The following is a 1,760-nucleotide window of genomic DNA, read 5'->3' as shown; positions in this document are numbered from 1 at the left end:
CGCCTAAGAAATTAACGGATCAATCGCTGAACTGAACCAAAAAACTGCGTTCTTAGAGTTCGTGTAACGCCTGCATAACACGTTTGCTACGATACAGACTTAGTTGAATTTTAACGCCTTAATCACTGAAACTAAAGGCAAACTGATAACGCCGAGTGTAGCAAATCGTGTTGATGCGATTGTTATGGTGATTGTCTTGCACCTAACTGAAATGAGCAATATAACAGTTACTTTAAACTTGCTTGGATGATTAGCAATTCAATTTCTTCGGCAGAATCATTTAATAAGCCATGAGTACCAAAACGTTTATTCACAATCATGTCGCCAGCAATAACTCGTTTAGTTTCACCCTCAATAATCATTGAGCCTTCACCTTTGAGGATTATATACATCTCTTCATCATCTTCGTGAGAATGCTCCCCCATTGAACTACCTGCCGGCATAATGACACGAATAGCAAAGTCCCAAGCACCATCAAAATCTTTACGTCTAAATGCACGGTAAATATCAATAGACCCAACACCGTCATGGCTATTGTTATCAACTTCTCTATCACAGTTGTAGAAATTACGAATCATTGCTATCCCTTTCTATTCTTGTCCAATTAATAATATTTCTGACCGCTAAGAGGTTAAATTAAAAACAGTTTACGCTCTACCAAAACCACACAGAAAATGTCACAAAAATTACCATAACGCCGCAATAACACGTTTACTACGACATAGACTTAGCTGAATTTTACCGCCTTAATCACTGAATCTAAAGGCAAACCTACAACGCCGAATGTAGTAAATCGTGTTGATTGCTTTGTTATATCGAGAATGCTAACTTATTATTTTCTTTGACATATTGTAGCCAGAAATAGAAAAACCAACCTCTTGATACAGTTTTAACGCTCTTTGATTTTGGTATGCAACTCGTAATTTTATTTGCTCAATACCAATCGATTTCAATTGTGATTCAAGAGCAGTAATTGCCAATTTCCCATAGCCATTATTCCGACAATTTGGAAAAATGAAGAAATCATAAATAAACGTCGATTTATCATTTTCGTTAATCGAGTGCCACAAATAACCAACCAATTCTGAACCTGATTCAATGCACAATAATTCATGCTCATTAGTTTCCAAACCATTAGGAAAACTACGAAGAAGATCCTGATTAGCCAATTCGAGCGCCCTATCCATTGAGTGACCATAGTTTTCAGCTATTTCACGGCTGTAATCATCAATGAAATAATCACAATACGCAGGGTATTCATTTGAGGTCATTGGTCTGAGCTGAATCATGTCTAATCCTTTAAAACGATGAACTTAAAAAAACGATATAACGCTGGCATAACACGTTTATTACTATACAAACCAACCTGAATTTTGATGCCTTAATCACGAAACTCAAGACAAACCCAGAACGCCGAATGTAATAAATCGTGTTGATGCGATTGTTGTGCGTGCTTACTTTCGGCTTGGTCAACTTGGTAAAGAACTGCCCTGCCAAGATTTTCTAAGCCTAGATTCTAATTTACCGATAGTAATTAAGCGAACAAAATGTTCTTAAATTGCGAGATAAAGTGAATGGAAAATAAATATATTTTTTACGCCATTTGAACGGTTTGGTCTCAACAAGTTTGGAACTGAAAAACCAAATATATTAGCCACAATTGGGATTGGAAATACTGCAAGGAAAACACGGATGCAGACTAAAATGAGGCATAACCAAAGAACCATTGAAGCGTAAATTAGCCTCTGAAACGCCTGAAC

General features: G+C 36.7%; 2 protein-coding genes. Both read right to left on the bottom strand.

The features are described 5' to 3' along the window. Positions 1-227 precede the first annotated feature (227 nt). Entirely contained in the window at positions 228-578 is a 351-nt protein-coding gene (locus tag A6E04_RS20695; protein WP_065612283.1) for a cupin domain-containing protein, read from the bottom strand. 246 nt (positions 579-824) lie between these two features. Next, positions 825-1,289 (bottom strand): GNAT family N-acetyltransferase, encoded by a 465-nt coding sequence (locus A6E04_RS20690; protein ID WP_065612282.1) that lies wholly within the window; start codon positions 1,287-1,289, stop codon positions 825-827. Positions 1,290-1,760: the final 471 nt, after the last annotated feature.

It is taken from the genome of Aliivibrio logei, from assembly GCF_001691055.1.
In the GTDB taxonomy this organism is placed as follows: Bacteria; Pseudomonadota; Gammaproteobacteria; order Enterobacterales; family Vibrionaceae; genus Aliivibrio; species Aliivibrio salmonicida.
This window is presented reverse-complemented; position numbering and strand designations above follow the sequence as displayed.